The sequence below is a fragment of the Aliifodinibius sp. S!AR15-10 genome (assembly GCF_031569985.1).
Classification (GTDB): domain Bacteria; phylum Bacteroidota; class Rhodothermia; order Balneolales; family Balneolaceae; genus JAMQKA01.
On the sequence record NZ_JAMQKA010000006.1, the window covers coordinates 135554 to 155908 of the forward strand.

A 20355-nucleotide genomic window follows, 5' to 3' on the forward strand; every position below is an offset into this window, starting at 1 on the left:
TAAGTAGTTAATTATTTTTTGGGAGCCAATCGAAGCTGCCGTCTTCTGTAATCCGCAAGTTGCCTTCCTTTCCTTTGCGTGATAAATCTGTCAGGGTAGTATCCTCAAGCATTTTCCTTATCTCGTCCCTGGTATCCGCCCATTGGTCATGCAAGGGACAGGGTTTGGCCGTTCCGCATCCCGGCAATCCCAGCGCACACTCTGTGAGAATATCCATCCCGTCTATTGCTGCAACAATCTCAACCAAGGTTATTTCGTCACCTGATCCCTTCAGTCGGACCCCGCCTTTCGGACCTTTCATAGATTCCATGATATCTGCCTTCGTCAGTTGTTGTAGAATCTTGGTTAAAAAATGACGAGAGATATCGAGGTCCTCACTTATTTGACTTATTGCAATAAAACGATCATTTGAGCTGGAGGCCAGATATAGTGCTGCCCGCATACCGTATATACATGCTTTTGATAAGAGCATTTTATTACTTTATTTAAGAGTATTTTGTCCTTAAAATAAATAATTTTTTGTCTTATTCCATTCAGTTCCAATCGATCTCACCCCAAACCGTCCTATTGCATCCCATTCCCACCCATCCAAAGAAATTTCAAATATAGCCCATATCCCAAAAGGGTGAATAAGATGAGGAGAGAATTAAGGTTAGGTAGGCTTGTAGCTAGTAGTAGTTTTTAAGTGAATACATTCCTCAAATTTCACTAAATGGTAGTTCAAATTGTAATACGAGAATTAAAAATATTGCATTATAGTGTTATGGAAATGGGAATTCCACTCTGACTATTCGGTTTATCAGATAGGGATACCGGTGCTTTATAGGGTGGTTACCTCCAAATGCAATGTATTGGAGTTAATTAAATACTTTTCTCAATAGAATTCTGGTTCTGTTCTTTTAAATTTTCTGCATCGTTTCTTAATTCATCCGGCAGGCGTGATAGGAAATCATGATAGCAAAAAATCGCCAGAATATTATGGAACATTATATGAGACATACGAGACATTTGCCACAAATTTCGACTTGGCAATAGTGGCATTACTGGCAGAACTGGCATTTCACCTGCAACGGGTTGCCATTAATGCCACTTCTGCCATAACTGCCAACCGGCTATTCTGTCATTTTTTTGTAATAGCCTCTTTTGATTCGGGTTAGATATTCACCTGTAAGAGAGGATAACCAGCGGTGGGCCGTCCGCTGTGGGATGTTTAACCCTTCCGCTATTTCAATCGCCTTACTGGTTTGGAATTCTTCGGGCAAAGCCAGGTAAAAATGGCGATACCGCTGGCCCTTTCCATCCACATCCGTAGCTTTGGGTAAAATATGATACAGGCGAATCGCATGTTTGATAAAGGTATCGGCCAGCCATAACGCCGCTGTCATATCCGAAAGGCTGGGTTTTATGCTGGTAGCTGTTTCAAGGGTAACCGGGTTCTGCCGGAAGGTGCGCAGGACGGCAAACATCGATGTCATTCGAAGAGCCAGAATAGCTGCCCGGTTGTTTGAGGCATGCAAATAGGAGGAAAGGTCCCAATCCTCAATCAGTTGCATCTTATCTGAAAAGGTGCTGTCGATCATCTCCCACTGCTCGGAGGTGAGATCTACTTGCAAAGGCGTTGCCCTGGGTTTAAGCTTGCTGTATAGCTCGAATAACTCCAGGCTTGCCGTCTGCAGGGAATCTTCCAGCTGGCGACTTTGGGCTGTCGGCCGGTGGCTTTGCCATCTGCGAGGCACATTAAAGGTGTACAGGGCGTACCGGCTGAAATGACCATTTTCGGCGCTTTGGAACATTTCCGTAAACTGGTCAAAGGTGCCCGTCAGACAAATGGAGAGCCGGGGCTTATCAATAAAAAAGAGTTCATCTCTGCGATTGATGGATATTGATTCATGGTGAAAAGCCTTGCGGGTAATGTCAGAGAAGTTTCCCCAATCCTGCCCCGTAGCATTGAGCATGGTATCAATTTCGGTCTCGAACAACAGTCCGCTTCCCCCGTTGGCATCCAGGGTGTCGTAAATGGCCCGGCTGGAAGAGTTGGCTGGGATAAACAGGCTCTGCTCCCTGGGCTCACTCACCTGGCTTTTTTGCTCATCCGTCATCGCCTCATAATCGGCCTTCCTCATCCTGGAGTCTCTGATGAGTCGTTCGTTTAAGACGTGACCCAGTTTTTTTGCCTTGCCAGCGGTTCCTTTCCCGGTTCCCGGAGCTGCCACTACCAGGCTAAACAGGTCCGGGGAATAATAACCATCCACGTGACCGGCCAGTACCTTCGGCATATGAGCTGCCACCACGGGGAGGGCCGATACCAGGAATACATCTTTGCGGTGTTGCTCGCTAATGAGCTGACACTGAGACTGTAGCAGTTCCGGCAAGTGCTCATATACGACATCCGGAATGGATGGGGCCGTTGCAATATCCAGGTTTATTTCCGGAAGCTTCTGAGGTGCCTTTGGGGGCTCCTGAAGAGTTACGGGCTCTCTGTTTTTGAACAGATCTGCCAGCTGGGGCCGGTACGTTTCATCCTTAACGATATCGGTCAGATCCTTGCACGCTCCATTGGTAAACCGGTGAACATTTATTAGTGATACATCTAGCTTGGGCGCTATTGTTTTGATGTTCCGTCCCAGTTTCATGGCAGTTTGGTAAGCCAGGTCGCTGTCACAATCCAGGCACAAAACAACTTTGGTGTAATCTGCCCCTTCAATTTGCTTTCGAAGCCATTGCATCTGCCTGTCCGATAGTGTGGACTGCTCCCCCGTTGCCAATCCAATTACATCCGCATTGTTTAACAGGAGCTGATGAAGCAGCATCGCTTCCCTGGGGGATTTCCCTATTACTAATCCTTCGTGGGCTGCTGACAGCTTTCTACTTCCAAAAAATGAATTTCCCGGAGTGCTTCCCTTAAGCGCGCGTATCTGTTTTTTCCCGTTAACTCTGCGGTACAGCTGGCAGCCGGAATCGTAGGGGAAAGTCAGCCAGTCTTCACCGTACTGGTTCAGGATCCCACAACCGAAGTGATGGAGAGAATCAATCTTGACTTGATCGTAGGATAATACCTGCCCAATGAGAGGATGTGCAGGTTCCTTTTTTAGTCGCTCCTGGCTTTCAGACAGGAGAAGTATATTATCTGATGTCCAAAAGGGCTCGTCTATCTTCTCGTTTATAGGGTAGGAACTTGATAACTTGGTGGTATCAAATAGAGAGCCCAGCTCCTTGTTAATCCAGGTAATCGCTTCTTTGTTGTCCAAATCCATAATCTGTTCTACCAATGTGACAATATCACCACTCTCATCTGTCCCGTGGTCTTTAAAGGCCCCGGTCTGGAGGTTTAGTCCAAATGAAGGATTTTTGTCTTCACGTAGCGGGGATTTTATTGTAATCCAACTATTGGGGTCCGGCTTCCAGCCGTTATGGTTGATACCTAACCGATTTAGAATTACATGAATATCCTGTGGGGTTAATTTTTCACTGACTGTCATTGGTTTCGGCTTCTGGCAAATGGTTTGATATATGGATTAATGAAGGTGGGTATTTGAATAGGAGGTATTGGCTGGTTCCTGCCACGTTAGGCAGGCAGAGCGGTTTCCGTTCGGTTGTTGCTTTGGAAATTAAAGCCCTACCTGCCCAAAGAGGCGTAACACCCTTAGTTTTGGACCTCCGGCTGTTTGGGCTCTTCGGTCCGCTCATCCATCCAGTCTTCAATCTGCGAGCGGCGCCAACCGACGGCTCTTTTTCCGATCCTGACTTTGGGTGGCAGTTCGCCGTTATTGATCATTCGATATAAGGTGGGGATCGAAATGCTTAACAGATCAGCTAATTCATTGGGTCGTATTAACGATAAGTCTTTCATAGGTTTTAATGCGTTTGGTTAGTAATTAGTGCGCTTAAAACCTACTGGTAATGCCCCCCTTTGGTAAGATGACAACGGTCACTTTCCGGGGGTGACAATGGTTACTTCGTCCCTGAACGCCGCTGCTTGTCGAATCTGCTCTTGGCCCTTTTGAAGCTATCAAAGGACGTGTACTTGGGCACGAGCCCAAGATCCGCCCGGAGTTTTTCGATTACCCCGTACACTTCTTCCCAGGTACGATCATTGCTGTAAAGCTCGTAAGCGGTAATCCAATAGTCATTTTTTTGCAAGTCATAGCTTTTGAACACTTCTCCCTTGATGGCCTCTTTCTCTTGCTGATCCAGCTCTTCCGAAAGTTTAATCCTCTTGGGGTACCCCTCTTGATTTACTTTGTGTATGACAAGCCCCAAACTCGTCATATGTATTCTGTGGTCTATATACCCATTGTAATATGCATGTAGATCAAAAATCCCCTTAAATATTGGTACGGCCGAATCTATACTCTTTTCCTTGAAAATGATTTTGGCAAACTCTACGGTATAACCCCGCAGTTCATCGACGATTTCATCTATGTCTGGATAACATATCTCTTCAGGCATTGATATCTCATCCACCAATTCTATAATCCTGGCCTTATAATATTCAACGGCTGAGGCGTCAATATTTCCAAATTGACTATGATACTGCTCACTTAATACAACGATTTCATTTTTAAATCTATCTTTCTTCTTTTCCAGCGTCTGATGTTTTGAGTCAGACGTCATGCCAAGCAGATCCAGTATGGCCGCAAAGTCAGCCTGTGCCGCAACCCGCTGCCTGTTATAGTGCTCTGCATAAACACTGAAGAAATGGAAAAGCAGGCTCTCCCTTCGCTCTTGCTCCTTTCGGGAATTCCCCGGCCATTGCAGGTCGGTTAATGTTACATCACTGTCCATTCCTGTTTATCCTACTATTATTTTATCATTTTCCTCATCCAGGATCTTGCGCAAGTTCGAGCTCCACAGGTTTAAGGCCTCACGCTTTTCTCCCATATAACTGTGCCGATCATAGATGGCTGTTACCTGTCCATCACCGGCCAATCCTTTATGATTCAGGATTTTACCCAGCACCGTGCGCTCGACTCCCAACTTTGCCATATACGTAGCAACGGTACGCCGAAGATCATGAGGTCGGAAATCAGAAACTTCAGTGGTATTCTTTATCGTCTGGCGTACCCGGCTCAGGGAATCAAGGGGAGCTTTACTGTTCTTTGGAGAGGTAAAAACATATTCCTTGTCTCCATTTAGCTTTTTCATCTTTTCGAGGACCTCCAAGGCCATCTTAGAAAGCGGTACATCATGAGGCTGCTTATTTTTAGCCAGTGAAGCTGGAATCGTCCATACGTCTCCCTGGATGTCAGCCCACCTCATTTTCATCGTCTCGGTCTTGCGCTGTCCGCAAATGAGCAGCATTTCCAGTACCGACTGGGTCGGCTCGCCCCAGTCTTCAAAAAACTCCCACAAGGTTCGTATCTCCTGCTCGGTGTAGTACCGGTCCCGCTTGGATTCTCCTTGTTTGTAGGTAGATGTAAGTTGCACGGGGTTTACTTCTGCAAGCCCTCTCTCCATACCGAAGGTAAAAATGCGAGACAGTCGCGCCCGCATTCGGTTGGCCATCGTGGGAGAGTTGTCTTTGTAGGCTTTCTTATCTAAGAGTTCGATGATTTCATTTTTGGTCACCTTGCTGATCGGGAATTTACCTATCGCCGGAACCAATTCCTTGTCAATAATTCTTTTATACTCTTTTTGCGTGTTGGCTCTCAACGTTGGGATATACTTTTCTTTAAACTCATCGGCTAAATCAGAAAAGGTTTGCAGCTCCTGCGTGTTTTTCTTGCTTTGCCGTTCCGCCTGAGGATCATTTCCATCCAATACTTTAACCCTAAGTCGTGATATTTCGTCTCGGGCTTGCTTGAGACTGACCCCGTCAAACTGGCCAATGGTAAACCTGCGAATTTTACCATTAATTCGATAACGGTAGAAGAACGTTTTTGTCCCGGAAGGGGTGATTCGCAATCCCAGCCCTTTAGTATGTTCATCAAATAATTCGATTCTTTTAGGTGGTGGTTTTAACGCAGATATCGCCTGATGATTAAAATGTATGGTCGCCATCGTTTTTTTAAAAAAGGTTAGTATGTGATTCTCGGGGTAACACAGGGGTAACAGAATAGTTTCTACTATGGAGAACTCCTGACAACCCCTAAAAAATTGTAAGCCATTGAATTGCAATAGGTTACGCAATTCTTGTAAGCCTTTAATAATGTACGAAAATTCCTTTTTAAATTCCTTACAAGCAGGGGGTCGCAGGTTCGAATCCTGCACCACCCACATATCATTAAGCCTTTGACCCGCATAGAGTTAGGGGCTTTTTTATTTTGCAATATCCTGCCTTTATAAAGACTCTTTTTTGTTCTGGTATCAGAATGGTATCAGAAATGAACCTGCAACCCCGCTATTTTAGCCTCTCTAATAGGTGGGATTCTGTGCGTGAACTTGCATAACCAAGGCTATGTTCTATCTTACCTTTTAATCTTAATCGTTGGCTAAATAGAGATGCAACTAAACTATAACAAGATGAGATACTTACTCACCGCATTACTACTATGCCTTTTTTTTGTTTCATGTGCTGGACCGGAAACAGTGGCAAGAGATGAAGTAGTTAATGTAACCGGATATGATTTCTCAAAATATACTGATCAAGGTTTTCTTATCACTCCAGAACAGTATTTAGAAGAGTACCAATCTATAGGTTTAATAACCGTTACCCAATGGCCAGCTGTGAACAAAACAATACGAAGGGTTCGTGATCCAGATGGGTCAGGCTATGTTAATAGAGAAGAATTCCATGCCGAAGATATAAATGTTGAAAAGGCAATTGATGAAATTCATAAAGTGGCAACTGATATGGGAGCGGATGCAATAACACGTTTTGATGTAACCCCTACCTCTCGAATGAATGGTACTTTAAGAGTTCAAGGGGTAGAAATATCAGGCTTTGCTATAAAACGGGAGGGTTAAGTAAATCCCCGCTCACGGCTTCAAGCGGCCTCCGAGAATGGATTATAAGAGGTTTAAATAAAATAGGAATGATAAGGTACCGGTAGCTTGATTGTGGTCTAGGTTATTTAAGTCAAATGATAGATTTATTACCCCCCCTACCCCACCGAGAGAGAAAAAAACTTCCACCGGCGGTTAGAGATTTAAAGAATGACAATGATTTAGGGGGGGATAGGTATTTTATAGTGTCGAAAATAATCCAGTTCAGTGAATGTTCTGACTAGTATAATTCCCCTTCCTATCCGCGCCGTTTCGTTTTAAACACCTACTATTTTATGAGCTAAGTTAATTTATTAGGTTATTTAACCCACATTTACTATTGATTATAAATCGGGCTTTATTATGAGAGTATCAACCTTTTTAGCATTTCTTATTCTATTAATTACGGGATGTACTGAACCAAAACTTAACGGTTCCTCAAAAGAAGCATTCCAAAATTCAGTAACAGAAATGAAGCAGAATATAAGTGATGATAAAGCAGCAAAGGTAGATTCTGCATTGAAGATTATTGGAGTTAGTGAAATACAAAATGAAAGTTCAGGTGGCCTATTACAACTAATGAATAGTCAATTGGATAAAAAGCTCATACGGACTTTAGATGAAAAAACGGCTAGTGATATAATAGCAATGGCAGACAGCATTTTACAGGATGAATTTAAAAGGCAGAAACAGCAAGCTCTAAAAGAGATTAAGAGATTAGAAGAAAAGAGAGAGGCTTATAAAAATACCGAAAGCTTACTTAGTAGGTTTAAAGTACAATCTGCCAGAACATACTATCAAGAGGATATGTTCACAGATAAATTGATTATTGAATTGACGATAACTAACAATACTGGTACTACGATTTCTAAATTTGAAGCCTTTGCTAGGGTTAGTTCTGCAGGTCGAGATGTCCCTTGGCATCAGGGAGAGTTCAATTATGAAATTAATGGGGCTATTCAAACCGGTGAAACAAAAACTTGGAAACTAGTACCAAATCAATTTTCAGGGTGGGGAGATATTCCAGACCGTAATGACCTTATAACTACCGTTGAAATCAAAACCCTTTTTGGTCCTCAGGGGAATGACATAACTAATGCTAAATTCACTGATTCTGATTCTGCAAGGCTTAAAATTTTAAAAGACGTTTATACTGATGAATAGTAAAATACTTCATACTCATTTTTGGTCAATACAATCTATAAGATGGTTGTAGGGGAAAGCCGTTAAATCATAAATTCACTGGTCTTTATTTTCTTGTATAAATAAAATCCAAAATGTTCCAATAAGTACTATTACTCCAACAATTAGAGAGCTGGTATAAGAACCAGTTGATACTTGAGTAACAGTGATTGCAAACCCAGGTGCTATTAAGAGTAATAATATCTTTATCAATACTTCTTTGAAATTATTCATTGTTAATTCCCATTAAAAGATTAGCAGAATATATTGCTTATGAATTACTAGACGTTTGCACTAGGCGTTAACCTTTCGTAAGGCATAAGAAAAAAAATCTTCTTCACGTAACACCGATTCCAACTCATCCATTTGTTCCTCAGTAGGCGTATGTAAAGGTAACCGTGCTGGACCGCAATCTACCCCCAGGCGTTTCATAAGCCGTTTTGCAGCCGCGGCATAGCCAAATTGATCTATCAATCTTACGTAATTCATCGACTGGTTTTGCAAGCGGCGCACCTCAGTCATATTGCCAGAATCAAAAGCCTCAAAAATCTGATGGTATAGCCAGGGAAATAAATTGTACGTACTCCCTATAAAACCTTCAGCACCAAGCATCAACCCGCAACTCATCAGTTCATCACTTCCAAAAATGAGATCGAACGAACCCTTTTTGTATTGAAGACACCGACTAAAGTCCACAAAATTGTTGTGGCTAAACTTGATACCAGCCAGAGTTGGAATTTCCTCAGCGGCCAGTTCAAGAAAATCAAACATAGGAAGATCTACTCCTGTTAGCGGTGGAATATGATAATAGTAAAATGGAGTATCAGGTGCCGCAGCAGCAACTTCTTTACAAAATTCTACCAGTCTTTCCACTGAATCCGGTTTCCGATAAAAAGGGCCAACTGTTGAAATGCCATCTACAGAATTGCAATTTCCTGCATGGCTGGCCAAAGCTTTGGCCTCCTCAAGCGAAGAGTGTCCCACATGAACCAGTAACTTAAAGTTATCTGACACAGAATCATCCCATGCTTCAGTCAGGGATTTTCTTTCTTCTGCCGTTAGCTCCAGACCCTCCCCAGTCGATCCATTGATAAAAGCTCCCGTAACTTTGTTGTTTTTATACAACTCATGCAAGCTGGGAATAACCGTTAAGTTAATGCGCCCATTTTTATGCATTGGGGTAAATGGGGCTACTACTAAACCTTTAATTTTTTCTGTATCCATAAAGTTCTTGTTAACTAATAATTACTTGTAGTGAATCTAATTTTAGAATGCTATATGTAGGTTCTGTAGATCTACCTACTCTGGCCATCCAATAGTTCTGAAATCTTCACCTTTTGAAAGTACAGTTCCCGAACCCCCTCATATAAAATTCCAACCGTCTGCTCATCTATTGGAGTCATACAGGAATAGCCGTATCCACTGTTTTCATTTAAAAGTATCTGGTTCTCTTTAGGCCAACTCATCCCATCATCTGTACTCATTTTGATAGTCATATTTTCCCGGGCTTCCCTGCTGTTGGGGTTTGAAAAAAGCAGGCAATGCTTGCCGGTCTCACCCTCCCGATAGGGGAAATGGATGAGGCTGGCCATACAGACCGGCTCCTTCAGAGCGGAGCGTGATGTGGGATGCTTCGTCCATGTCTGGCCGAGATCTTCTGTCGTATAAATGGAACGGGAGCCCCCACGATTATCCCGCATATTGAGCATCAGCGAGCCGTCGCTCAGCTCAACAACCTGGGCCTCGGTTGTGTTGGCTTTTGCCCCTGTCCCAATATCCCAAGTTTTTCCATGATCTTTACTATAAACAATGGTCGAATAAGGCATACCATTGGCATCTTTAAACTGCGCGGGAAAGACAAGTGTGCCACCACTCATGGTTATTCCCCTCCCGGGCCCCTGCAGCAGCAGTTGCCATTCTGGCTTTTTAATCTGCTTTGTAATATTAATCGGTTCAGACCAGGTCTTCCCATCATCTTCACTTTTGACCAATACAAACTGCCCCGTCTCTTCTGGGGTTACACCTGTCCCGGAGGCATTCCAAGCACGTTGTCCCGGCATGCCGTGGGTCCATAACGCTGCTACCCAGATAGTCCCAGTATTCTTATCCACGAGTATCGAGGGATCACCAATTCCATTTTCATCTTCCGGTCGACCTCCCCACTCTTCCATATCCATGATAATTTGCATCGGCTCCCAGGATTCCCCTTTATCCGTACTTCGACTTATTCCTACATCAATGTCACCCTGTAGGTCACTCGGATTATCATATCTAATATCATAGGCTGCAATAAGAGTTCCGGAATTGGTCGTCACCATACCAGGAATACGGTAGGTATGCACGCCCTCTTCACCCTGTTGTCGGAGGGCAATTCCCAATTTAAGTCCTTTATCCAGAGGCCGATTGGCCGGCGCAAGTGATGAACCATCATTCATTGTTACCGCTTCCAGACTTGCATCCACTCTGTTGAGTAAATCGGCTTTGGGATCTACCTTGTAGGATATCCAAAAATAGTTTGCCCCTTGCTGTAATTTTTGGTCAGCTGGCAGACTTACTTTCTGGGTTGCTTTAGTAGTTTGATGCAACTTGGTCTCTACATTAAAGACGCTATCACTCCCGGTATAGAACAAATGAATTTCATCTATATCTGTAAGCTGAGTTGTTCCTTCGGTAGAAATAGTAATCGAATTAACTACTTTATCCGAATTTCCATCGACTTCAACTCTTAATACAGGATTTGCCTCCTTCCCAATTAATATTGGGGTGATCGCTTGGTGTGTTGATACCTGGTTAGATACAACCGGTCGATTATTGGACGTATTATGTTGCGTGCTACTGCAAGATAAATTCAGGCAAGTAGAAAAAACAAGAAGTAAAATAAGGTATCTCATATTGCACAAATAAAGGTTAAGTATTCAATCCAGCCTAAAAATCCTTCCGTTACAGACATACATAATCATATCAATTGTTTATCCCGAAACCGACCTTTTCCCTTACCTGGGCTGGTGAGGGAAAGGCCGATCTTTCGGGCTAGGGTCAGGGTATATGGGAAATCATTTCCAATTCTTATTGCTGAGTATACCCTGGATTTTGCTCCAGATCTCCATTTAAACTAAGTGTACTTTGTGGAATTGGCCACAGTAACAGGTGATCTTCTCCCTGCCTGCCCTGTAATGAGGGGACAAGATCGAATGCTTTTCCAAACCGCACCAAATCCCACCAGCGTTTGCCTTCAAAAGCTAATTCACGCAATCTTTCTTGTAGAATTGCTTCGTCATTGGCCTCTTGAGAGCCACTTGCAAACACATGGTTGTTATAGTCATCGCCATATGCACGCTGTCGAACCTGATTTATTTCGGTTGTCGGGTCCTGTCCCAATCCGTTTTTAGCCTCAGCTATCATAAGAAGGACATCAGCATAGCGGTACAAGATGACATCATCCATGAATTTGCGCCCACCGGCATCCACAAAACCTCTAAATTTTCGTACGGCAGTGGTATATAGTGTGGTGTCATTTCCCGATACCTGCTGAACCTCTACAAGTGAGGCGTCTTTTCGACTATCATCTTCAGTAAATTGATTCCGCAGTGTTTCCGATGGTCCCCAGCGATTAAGTCCACCACCCAATCCCAACAGGCTGCCTGATTTTTGGGTGATATTTTGTGGAATCTGATCATTGCGAACATACATCAGGTTGTTATATGTACTTCCCGATTCTAAATCCTCAAAATGAACAGCCATTAATATTTCACGGTTACCCTTATTGTCATAACGGAAGATATCGTCAAAATTATCAAGCAGACCCACATCAGCAGATTGAACTTCCTGCAGTGCAGTTAGCGCAGTCTGAAAATCCGAATCACCACCGCCCATTCGTTTTGCTGTCCAGAGATACACGTTTCCTTTCAGGGCATTAGCAGCCGGACGTGACCAAGTGCACCTACAGTCTGGGAAACTGCTATCTGGAAAGAGACTCAGAGCTTCATCCAGGTCCTGTTTGATTAAATTAAATACCTCACTGACATCAGCACGGGGTTTGCCTGTACTTCCTTCACCCTGAATACCCTCAATGGGTTCTGTTACCAAGGGAACGTCTCCCCATGTGCGCGCCAGAATGAAGTAAACATAAGCCCGCATTGTATGTGCTCTTGCCAGTGCCCTGTTTTTATCATCTTCATTGGTGAAGGTGATATCGGGGATCTCATTTATCGCCAAATTTGCTGTATATATGGTAGTATACAACCGCAGCCAATCGGGACCGGCAAAGTTAGCATCGATGGAATTTTCAAAATATCGTTCCAAGCCCTCCGAAGCCTGCAGACCATAGCTCATCTCCTCGCTGCGGGCTCCGCCCCAAATGTAAAGATTAGAGGACGCCTGGGGACGAAACCATTCATACATACTATTTAGGCCTCCCTGAACATCCTGCTCATTTTGCCAAAAAGAATTGGCCGTTATTGTACTTGTGGGAGAAAGCTGCAGGTCCTCTGTACAAGAGACAGCTGCAAAAAGACCGACTCCAAAGAGCACTATTGCTGTTAATTTATTCATCGTATTATCCTGATTTTTTTGAAATTTCGTGAATTGAACTTTTCTCTATACCGGTTACAAGCTTACATCGATTCCAAAAATGAAGCTTTGAGGATTCGGATAGCGCCCGCTGTCTTGCCCTCCCTCTTCTGGGAGTAATCCTTTATACGATGTGAAGTAGTGCAAATTATTACCCGTTGCATATGCACGTACTCGCTGGAAACCTAAAGAATTAATCCAGTCACGGGGAATGGTATAACTAAAGGTTAGTTCACGGAGCGCGAGATAGTCTGCTTTCTCATAGTAGCGGGTATTTCCTCTGAAAAGATTATTCTGTGCTAACTGGTCAGCCCAATAGTAGCGCGGAACATCCGTATTTCTTCGGTCGGGCAGCCAGGATTGATTTACCACTTCTTTTGAAATGTTTATATCACCTTGAAACTGGCCATTAAAACGGGCAAGGCTTTCATGATAAATCGTGTGCCCAAGGGCGAAATCAGTGCGGATCAACAAGGATACATTCTTGTAACTAAACGTATTTGAGAAACCACCCGTCCAGTCAGGAAAGATATTACCGGCATATACCTGATCACGTGAATCAATCACACCGTTATCATCTTTATCCAGCCATCTGACATCACCGGCAAATTTACTTTTGTCGGTGCCTGCTACGAGCATATCGGTAGGTCCGTTTGCAGCTTCTTCATCGGTAGCATAGATACCCAGCTGCTTATAGGCATACATGTCACCCAGGCTTCCTCCTTCCTGTAGTCCTCCCTTGTAGACGTAATCATCTACCTCTGGGTCGTAGACAAGAATTCCCCCGATACGATTATTCTCATTATCGTTTTCGGGGAGTGTCAGAATTTTGTTTTCATTATATGAAGCGTTTGCTCCCAACGACCAGTTGAAACCCGATCTGTTTTGCACAATATCTGCCTGCACTTCAAACTCAACGCCTTTATTTTCCAAAGACCCAAGGTTGGTCAGGATACTTTGGAAACCGGTATAATGAGGCAGTTCAAGACTCTGGAGCAGATCATCAGTTACCCTGCGATAGTAATCAAATAACAGGGTCACTCTATCTTCCAGCAATCCCAGGTCAAAACCCACATCTACGGTGCGGGAGCGTTCCCACTTAAGATTTTGATTTGGCAGGCGGGTGCTACTCACCATTGGCTGGCCGTTATATTCCGAGCCAACGCTGTATTGTCCCTGGGCATGGAAGTCAGAGAGGCCACTAATGTTACCATTCACGCCGTAACTTCCCCGCAATTTAAGGGAAGAGAGTAACTCCGGCATTCCAGACCAAAAATTTTCTTGATGCACATTCCACCCGACGGAAACTCCAGGGAAAAATCCCCATTTGTTATTGTCTCCCAGGTTAGAGGCCCCGTCATATCTGGCCGAAGCAGAAAATAGGTATTTTTGCTTGTAGTCATAACTAACCCGGCCAAAATAACCAGCAATAACCTGGTGCGAGGTACTGCTTGAGACAGCTGTTTCTTCTGAGGCAGCATTCAGTGTAGGAATGTTATCGGTTGCTGCTCCTCGTCCCGCTGCAAACAGGTTATAGTTTTTACGGTCGAAGTATGAGAACCCAGCCTTGGCTGAATAATTATGATCTCCACCAAACGTATTGGTATAGGTGAATACTCCATCGACTTCTCGCTGCCAGAACAGATTGTGGGAGGCCGAAGCATCCCTTGAGTCGATAAACTGATTTGCCGAAAAGAAGTAGGATTTTTGAAACGAATTATCTATTCCCTGAATAGCATACAATGAAGCAGAGGGTTCAAAGGTCAAATTATCAATTATCTCCCACGTTGCATTTACGCCAAGGGTAATTCTATTCAGATTATTTTCAGCCAGACTTTGATTGAGGTGGTAAACTGGGTTTCCGATTGAACGGTTTTGGCCTGGTGCCAATGTACCATCTTCATATTCAAATTTAGCTGTGGGTGGCAGTCCCAACGCTCGCTGGAATATCCAGTTGGTGTTAAATACCTGGTTATCACTGGAGTTGGTAAAATTCACATTTCCACTGACATTCAAGTTATCACGGACTTGAACGTCCCCACTTACATCGACGCTTAACCGTTGATATCCTGTCTCAATAGCGGCTCCTTCACTATCCAGGTACCCAAGACCGACACGATAGGTTGCGTTTTCAGAACCTCCGGAAGCAGAAAGATAATGGTTCGTTGTCAACCCAGTACGAAACAGCTTATCCTGCCAGTTGGTACCTTTGTAGATAATAGTCTTGGAAGGATCCAGGGGATCAGGCATACTCTCCCAACCTTCGTCAAGCTTGTGCTCATTTTGAGGTGTAAGGTATTGTGGAGTAAAGGCCGTATTCTTGGTCAAATCGTTACCGGTTCCAAAACCAATTGGCAAATCAAGTCTACTTGTAAAACCCGGATGCTTTTCTCCCGTGGCTGCCATACCCAATCGAGCGTATTTAATATATTCACGGGCCGTGCCGAGGTCATAAAAATCCCCCAATTGTGACATTTGCATACTGGACTGGTAATTAATTTGCGTTTTCCCACGCTGGCCCGACTTGGTTTCTACAATTACCACACCATTAGAAGCCCGGGCGCCATAGATTGCGGTTGATGCTGCATCCTTCAAAACCTGGATACTCTCAATATTATTGGGATTGAGGTCATTCAAATTATTTCTTTTAACCCCATCAACGATATAGAGTGGCGTAGCGCCATCCGGATTGCTAATTGAGGTGCCCCCTCGAAGTACAATTTGGGGAGAGGCTCCAGGTTGTCCTGTTGTAGTTTGCACCCTCAGTCCCGAAACACTGCCCTGTAGGGCTGAGGCGACATTAGTAAATGGGACGTTGTTTAATACCGAAGTATCCATTTTCGTCACTGATGTCGTCAGCGTGGCCCTGGATTGCTCCCCGTAGCCGATTACAACCATCTCATCTAATTGGGCTGTGCTTGATACCATCGCGACATCGATGACTGCACGTCCCATTACAGGAATTTCCCGGGAGGCAAATCCAATGGCACTATAAACCAGGGTATCATTTTCAGATACCGCAATTTCATATTGCCCATTTCGATCTGTTGCCGTCCCCTGGGTGGTTCCTTTAATCACTACATTCACGCCAGGTAGCGTCTCGCCAGATTCCTCAACGGTTACAGTTCCCGTAACGGTATGTCCGTTGTCTTGAGCTTTTATACCGTGCACCTGCCAACAAAGTACCAGGCCCATAAAAAGCAGCTGTACTGAACGTAACTTAATATTCATAACATCACCTTTTTTAATTAGAGGTCATTACGACCTTTTCCATTTTTATACGTTAGAGTTGTTGCTTAATGCCTTGCTATGTTTTAGTTTGGTTTCGTTTTCTAACTATTTACTCGCCTTCCAAGCCAGCATCGAATCAAATGATGCTTAAGTTTGACAGTGATATCTACTTCAAAATTTACGTTCACTACCTCTATATTGATTTCTTTCACGTGATCCCGAGTTTTCAGGCAAATTTTTAGTGGTTTGAGAGGTGAGTGACCAATTCTATCGGTATCAGGAGGATGAAATAGAAATGAAAAGTGAAATTTATTTTTTGAGCTTACCTTTACATTTATTAATCTAGGGTAGCCTTCCAAGCCAAAGTTTCGTAATGAAACAGCTCCCAAGCGGTTTCATTTTGTTTCTTTATTAAAACATTTAAGACTTTGGTTCGATGTATTTTTATTTCCAAGACCTTGTACGACTCCAAGAAAAGATTGCAGTATCTTCTCCCCACACTAACAGACTCTCTCTGTCAATTGGCATCCTGTTACTGCTCTTTACTCTCCCACTAAATGTAGAAGGACAGCAGCTACCAGAAGGACAGAAAGCAAAAGACATTGTCAGTTGGGAAGGGTTACCCGACCTACCAAATTCAGCTGGTGTTGCAGGTGCGTTTGTCGGACGAGCCGGCGATGCTATCATCGTTGCCGGAGGGGCAAATTTCCCGGATAGGATGCCGTGGGAAGGTGGGACTAAGGTGTTCCATGATGATATATATGTCCTAAAAAAGGACTCTTCCGGTTACCGTTGGATTTCAAATCTTGACCTGACCCTGCCAGCACCACTGGCTTACGGGGCAACGATCCAAGACGGTGACGGACTAATTCTTATTGGGGGGACCGAGGGGAATAAGGTATCACGCAAGGTATTACGATTACGATGGCAACCAGAAGAAAAGTCGATAAACCTCGAGGAACTACCATCGCTTCCAAAACCACTTGCCTTTATGGAAGCTGCCCGCATTGGGAACAAAATCTATGTAGCGGGAGGACAGCATTCCTTAGATTCAGCCAGGGCAACAAAAAGTTTTTGGGAGTTAGATCTTTCTCAAGAGAATACCGGACAATTTCAGTGGAAACAGCTTCCTGCATGGCCTGGCCCCGCCCGGGTCCATCCTATAGCAGCTGCTCAACACAAGGGAGATTCCCCCTACTTTTTCCTGTTTAGTGGTCGAAATGTACAATCGGATGGCTCTATAGAAGTGCTGAAAGACGCCTACCGATTTAATACAAAAACGAAAGAGTGGAATACACTTGCTCCCGTAGCCCATAATCTTTCCGGCGGAGGTCAATCTGTTATGGGAGGCAGCGCTGTTGCTTCTGGTGATGCCCACATTCTGATCTTCGGAGGAGATCCGGGAGATCTGTTGATGGAGCGACTTAAGAAAATGTCTAAAGTTGACAGTCTTAATAACCAGTTACCATCTGCAAATAACCAGTCAACAGAACAGGTTATTCAGCAACAAATTGATCGACTTGGCAGGCAGATTCAAAACAACTTGGAAGAAAAGGCCCCCTTCTCCAAAGATATACTCTCCTATCATACCATTACTGACACGTACGATAAAATCGGTGAGCTGCCAGTGCCGGCACCGGTTACCACACAGGCCGTAAAATTCGATGAGGACATTCTCATCGTAAGTGGTGAAATTCGGCCCGGAATTCGTACGGCTGGTGTCTGGAAAGGCAATATCGAGGCCAGGACACCAACATTTGGATGGATTAATTATTCGGCGCTTGCATTATATGGACTGATTCTCGTAGGAATGGGTGTCTATTTTTCACGGCGAGAGGATGCCACTGACGATTATTTTCTGGCTGGCAACCGCATCCCCTGGTGGGCGGCAGGAATCAGCATATATGCAACTCAACTGAGTGCAATTACCTTTATATCAACGCCTGTATTGTCATTTGCGGATAACTGGATCGTCTTCATAGCCTATTTTACTATTTTCTTGATGGCACCGGTGGTTATCTACTTTTATTTGCCATTTTTCCGGCGGTTAAAGGTAACTTCTGCCTACGAATACCTTGAAAAGCGGTTTCACCTGGGGGTAAGGTTATTTGGAAGTATCTCATTTATCCTCTTTCAACTGGGTAGAATGAGTGTCGTTGTTTTCTTGCCAGCACTAACCCTTACCGCAATCCTGGACATGAATATCTATGCGGCTATCATTCTGATGGGAGTGCTTGCCATTATTTATACGACTCTCGGTGGCATTGAAGCGGTAATTTGGAGCGACGTTCTGCAGGTATTTATACTAATAAGTGGCATTATATACAGCCTCTACTTTATTATCGATTATGTAGGCGGGTTAGATGTTGTATATACAACGGCCATCGCAAGTGACAAGCTACAATTTTTTGATTTTGATTTAAGCTTTACCTCATTGGCCACTTGGTCCATTTTCCTTGGCTCTTTTGCCCTGCAATTTGGTCCCTATACCACCGCCGTTATTCAACGCTATCTAACAACTGAGGATGAGAAGTCAGCCGCTGACAGTATTTGGACCAACGGTATTATATCCATCCCTACCGGCTTTCTCTTCTTTGCTTTGGGTACCTGCTTTTATGTCTTCTACAAACTGAATCCGGAATTCCTTTCAGTAGGGATGCAGAACGATCAGGTTTTTCCACTTTTTATAGGTCAACAATTGCCTGTTGGCTTTGCAGGTCTTTTGATAGCAGGGATTTTTTCCGCTTCTATGTCAAGTTTGGACAGTAGTATGCACAGCGTCGCAACAGTGGTTACAGTTGATTTTTATAAACAATTTGTGCCGACCTCTAAAGAAAAAAACCGACTGTATTTAGCCCGTTTGGTCACCGTGATAGTGGGGGCCCTGGGAACGCTCATTGCCTGCCTGTTGGCCACACTGCCTATTCAATCACTTTATTTCTTCTTTCAGGAAATCATTGGATTGCTGAGTAGTGCATTAGCAGGAATATTTATACTTGGAATATTTACTCAGCGAACCCACGGAACAGGTGCACTTATTGGTGCGGCTTTAAGTTTGGTAATGCTATATATTGTGAAATTTTATACCCCCATACATTTTTACATATATCCACTCATCGGCATACCAGTATGTGTAATCGTGGGATACCTTGTCAGCCTGGTGCTTCCCGATCACGGTAAGAAACTGAAAAATCTTACCTATCGAACCCTGGTAGCAAAATCATAGAAATTTACACTCCTGAATAAAATATGAGGCTGGATAATGAACCAATCTCCCAAAAAATTAGCAGAATTGTACCGCCATACACTCCTAGATAACGTGATCCCTTTCTGGGAAAATTATTCTATTGATAATGAATATGGAGGCTACTTTACTTGTCTAGATCGTGATGGGAGTGTATATGACACCGACAAATTCACTTGGCTGCAAGCACGGCAGGTTTGGACGTTTTCCAAGCTCTATAATCATGTAGAACGGCGCCCAAATTGGCTTGAAGTTGCAAAAAAAGGATACCGGTTTTTAAAACAAAATGGATGTGACGAAAAGGGAAACTGGTATTTTTCATGTAATCGGCAGGGAGAACCTTTAGTTCAACCCTATAACATATTTTCCGACTGTTTCGCCGCACTTGGGTTTCATGAATATAGCCAGGCCACGGGGGATGAAGAAGCCCGGAATATCGCTGTTCAAACGTACCGCAATATTCACGACCGACAGGATAACCCAAAAGGAAAATATGAGAAGTCTGTCCCCGGAACCCGTCCCTTGAAAGGCTTTGCCCTGCCGATGATGTTGAGTGTGCTCAATCTTGAAATGGAAGACATCCTGGAGTCCGAACAGGTAGAGCAATCATTTGAACGATGTACCCAAGAAGTGATGGAGGTTTTTTGGGATCCAGAACGAAAGGTTATGCATGAGTATGTACTAGAAGATGGTACGTTCTCGGATAGCTATGAAGGCCGACTTGTCAATCCGGGACACGGTATTGAAGCGATGTGGTTTATCATGGAGATTGCCAGACGCCGTAGCGACCAAGAACTAATTGAACGGGCAGTAGATATCACTCTGGACCTACTTGAGCTTGGATGGGATCAACAGTATGGCGGAATTTATTATTTCCTGGACTCTGATGGGCATCCTCCTCTACAGCTGGAATGGACACAAAAACTATGGTGGGTACATCTGGAGACACTTATATCCCTTTCGAAGGGATATCTCTTTACTGGTCGCGAGGAGTGTATGGAGTGGTATGAAAAAATTCATGATTACAGTTGGTCCCATTTCTCAGATGAAGAGCATGGCGAATGGTTTGGATATTTAAATCGGCGGGGAGAGCGGTATACTTCTCTCAAAGGGAGTAAATGGAAAGGATGTTTTCATGTCCCCCGTGCCATGTATGAATGCTGGCAAACATTTGAAGCACTAGACCAGCAAGATAGATGAGCCAA

General features: G+C 43.9%; 14 protein-coding genes. 4 read left to right on the forward strand and 10 right to left on the reverse strand.

Annotation, left to right across the window (positions count from 1 at the left end; translation table 11 throughout):
• Nucleotides 1–7: 7 nt before the first annotated feature.
• The 5 genes from NC796_RS06495 to NC796_RS06515 all read right to left on the reverse strand — a co-directional run bounded on the left by NC796_RS06495 (nt 8) and on the right by NC796_RS06515 (nt 6000).
• Nucleotides 8–472, reverse strand: a complete 465-nt coding sequence (locus tag NC796_RS06495; RefSeq protein WP_310683176.1) for an Rrf2 family transcriptional regulator — start codon at nt 470–472, stop codon at nt 8–10.
• A 640-nt stretch (nt 473–1112) separates the two neighbouring features.
• Entirely contained in the window at nt 1113–3479 is a 2367-nt protein-coding gene (locus tag NC796_RS06500; protein WP_310683178.1) for a DUF3987 domain-containing protein, read from the reverse strand.
• Between the two features lie 164 nt (nt 3480–3643).
• Entirely contained in the window at nt 3644–3850 is a 207-nt protein-coding gene (locus tag NC796_RS06505; RefSeq protein WP_310683180.1) for an AlpA family phage regulatory protein, read from the reverse strand.
• Between the two features lie 101 nt (nt 3851–3951).
• Complete coding sequence (locus NC796_RS06510) at nt 3952–4785, reverse strand: hypothetical protein (RefSeq protein ID WP_310683182.1); 834 nt, start codon at nt 4783–4785, stop codon at nt 3952–3954.
• Between the two features lie 6 nt (nt 4786–4791).
• On the reverse strand, nt 4792–6000 hold the full coding sequence (locus NC796_RS06515) for a tyrosine-type recombinase/integrase (protein WP_310683183.1): 1209 nt from the start codon (nt 5998–6000) through the stop codon (nt 4792–4794).
• 462 nt (nt 6001–6462) lie between these two features.
• Between NC796_RS06515 and NC796_RS06520 the strand changes: the two genes are divergently transcribed.
• Both NC796_RS06520 and NC796_RS06525 read left to right on the forward strand, forming a co-directional pair.
• Nucleotides 6463–6906 (forward strand): hypothetical protein, encoded by a 444-nt coding sequence (locus tag NC796_RS06520; protein WP_310683185.1) that lies wholly within the window; start codon nt 6463–6465, stop codon nt 6904–6906.
• A 381-nt stretch (nt 6907–7287) separates the two neighbouring features.
• Entirely contained in the window at nt 7288–8088 is an 801-nt protein-coding gene (locus NC796_RS06525) for a DUF6694 family lipoprotein (RefSeq protein WP_310683188.1), read from the forward strand.
• A gap of 75 nt (nt 8089–8163) precedes the next feature.
• Here NC796_RS06525 and NC796_RS06530 read toward each other — a convergent pair whose 3' ends face one another.
• The 5 genes from NC796_RS06530 to NC796_RS06550 all read right to left on the reverse strand — a co-directional run bounded on the left by NC796_RS06530 (nt 8164) and on the right by NC796_RS06550 (nt 15906).
• Nucleotides 8164–8340: a hypothetical protein gene (locus NC796_RS06530; RefSeq protein ID WP_310683190.1), complete on the reverse strand. Its 177-nt coding sequence runs from the start codon at nt 8338–8340 to the stop codon at nt 8164–8166.
• 60 nt (nt 8341–8400) lie between these two features.
• On the reverse strand, nt 8401–9330 hold the full coding sequence (locus NC796_RS06535; RefSeq protein WP_310683192.1) for a dihydrodipicolinate synthase family protein: 930 nt from the start codon (nt 9328–9330) through the stop codon (nt 8401–8403).
• Nucleotides 9331–9401: 71 nt separating this feature from the next.
• Nucleotides 9402–10997 (reverse strand): sialidase family protein, encoded by a 1596-nt coding sequence (locus NC796_RS06540; RefSeq protein ID WP_310683194.1) that lies wholly within the window; start codon nt 10995–10997, stop codon nt 9402–9404.
• 175 nt (nt 10998–11172) lie between these two features.
• Entirely contained in the window at nt 11173–12657 is a 1485-nt protein-coding gene (locus tag NC796_RS06545) for a RagB/SusD family nutrient uptake outer membrane protein (RefSeq protein WP_310683197.1), read from the reverse strand.
• A 54-nt stretch (nt 12658–12711) separates the two neighbouring features.
• Entirely contained in the window at nt 12712–15906 is a 3195-nt protein-coding gene (locus tag NC796_RS06550) for a TonB-dependent receptor (RefSeq protein WP_310683199.1), read from the reverse strand.
• 436 nt (nt 15907–16342) lie between these two features.
• On the opposite strand from NC796_RS06550, the gene NC796_RS06555 reads away from it, so the two are divergent.
• Together NC796_RS06555 and NC796_RS06560 are read left to right on the forward strand one after the other, a co-directional pair.
• A complete protein-coding gene (locus tag NC796_RS06555) occupies nt 16343–19132 on the forward strand; it encodes a sodium:solute symporter family transporter (protein ID WP_310683200.1) in 2790 nt (929 codons plus the stop codon).
• Between the two features lie 36 nt (nt 19133–19168).
• Nucleotides 19169–20350 carry an AGE family epimerase/isomerase gene (locus NC796_RS06560; RefSeq protein ID WP_310683201.1) on the forward strand — a complete coding sequence of 394 codons (1182 nt, stop codon included), beginning with the start codon at nt 19169–19171 and terminating at the stop codon, nt 20348–20350.
• The last annotated feature ends 5 nt before the right edge of the window (nt 20351–20355 follow it).

Excerpts from the sequence above, each read along its gene's own strand:
- NC796_RS06495 (WP_310683176.1), bottom strand. The coding sequence starts at position 472 with ATGCTCTTATCAAAAGCATGTATATACGGTATGCGGGCAGCACTATAT.
- NC796_RS06500 (WP_310683178.1), bottom strand. The coding sequence starts at position 3,479 with ATGACAGTCAGTGAAAAATTAACCCCACAGGATATTCATGTAATTCTA.
- NC796_RS06505 (WP_310683180.1), bottom strand. The coding sequence starts at position 3,850 with ATGAAAGACTTATCGTTAATACGACCCAATGAATTAGCTGATCTGTTA.
- NC796_RS06510 (WP_310683182.1), bottom strand. The coding sequence starts at position 4,785 with ATGGACAGTGATGTAACATTAACCGACCTGCAATGGCCGGGGAATTCC.
- NC796_RS06515 (WP_310683183.1), bottom strand. The coding sequence starts at position 6,000 with ATGGCGACCATACATTTTAATCATCAGGCGATATCTGCGTTAAAACCA.
- NC796_RS06520 (WP_310683185.1), top strand. The coding sequence starts at position 6,463 with ATGAGATACTTACTCACCGCATTACTACTATGCCTTTTTTTTGTTTCA.
- NC796_RS06525 (WP_310683188.1), top strand. The coding sequence starts at position 7,288 with ATGAGAGTATCAACCTTTTTAGCATTTCTTATTCTATTAATTACGGGA.
- NC796_RS06530 (WP_310683190.1), bottom strand. The coding sequence starts at position 8,340 with ATGAATAATTTCAAAGAAGTATTGATAAAGATATTATTACTCTTAATA.
- NC796_RS06535 (WP_310683192.1), bottom strand. The coding sequence starts at position 9,330 with ATGGATACAGAAAAAATTAAAGGTTTAGTAGTAGCCCCATTTACCCCA.
- NC796_RS06540 (WP_310683194.1), bottom strand. The coding sequence starts at position 10,997 with ATGAGATACCTTATTTTACTTCTTGTTTTTTCTACTTGCCTGAATTTA.
- NC796_RS06545 (WP_310683197.1), bottom strand. The coding sequence starts at position 12,657 with ATGAATAAATTAACAGCAATAGTGCTCTTTGGAGTCGGTCTTTTTGCA.
- NC796_RS06550 (WP_310683199.1), bottom strand. The coding sequence starts at position 15,906 with ATGAATATTAAGTTACGTTCAGTACAGCTGCTTTTTATGGGCCTGGTA.
- NC796_RS06555 (WP_310683200.1), top strand. The coding sequence starts at position 16,343 with ATGTATTTTTATTTCCAAGACCTTGTACGACTCCAAGAAAAGATTGCA.
- NC796_RS06560 (WP_310683201.1), top strand. The coding sequence starts at position 19,169 with ATGAACCAATCTCCCAAAAAATTAGCAGAATTGTACCGCCATACACTC.